Annotated in this window: 1 pseudogene; it reads left to right on the forward strand. The window is 46.9% G+C overall.

Annotated elements, in window-relative coordinates:
• Window positions 1-785, forward strand: a pseudogene (locus tag IC21_RS00955) (ISLre2-like element ISBco6 family transposase); the annotation flags it as partial.

The raw sequence follows: 785 nt of genomic DNA on the forward strand, positions 1-785 counted from the left end.
ACCAACGATACAGCCCGTTAGTGGAATTAAAGGTGGCAGAGTTGGCAAGTGAGAACACCTATCGGGAAGTAGCTGATATTTTAAAAGAGTGGACAGCAGTGAGTCTTAGTCACACAACTGTAGGGAACATGGTAAAACACGTAGGGAAAACTCAGGCGGAAGCCGATAAGGCACTTGTAGAAGAGCTAGAAATAGCTGTTTCCCTGCCTGAGGGGAAGAAGGTAGACTACCTGTTTTCTGAAGCAGATGGTGTATTCGTTCGGGGACTAAAAAAGAAACAGAGTATGGAAGTCCACCACGCCATTCTCTATGAGGGATGGCAAACCAATGGTAAAAGGGTCTCCCTGCGTCAGCCCACAGTCATCATGACAACGGAAGCCATCCAGACATTTTGGGATGAAGTCCAAGCCACAGCTGCCAACACCTACTCCCTCGAAAAAACGCATGTCATTACAAACAGTGATGGAGGTGCGGGATACACAGCTGAACGGTTTCAAACAGCTTTCTCACAGTCGGAATTTCCGGTGCTCAACCAGCTGGATACCTACCACGTTGCACAAGCCATCATAAGGACATTTGGGGGCGGAAAGAGCGAGATCAAGGAGCAAATTAGAAAAGCGATTAGAACGCATGACCTGGACCAATTCACGTTATATTTGGATACGCACGAAAGCACCTTGACGGATAAAAAGGCTCTCAAGAAAATCAAGGAATTCCGTTCGTATATCTTGAAAAACTGGGACCGCATTTTTGACTGGAGAGACAGGGTGAAAAACGTGCCGGAA

This window comes from Heyndrickxia coagulans DSM 1 = ATCC 7050, from assembly GCF_000290615.1.
Lineage (GTDB): Bacteria > Bacillota > Bacilli > Bacillales > Bacillaceae_C > Weizmannia > Weizmannia coagulans.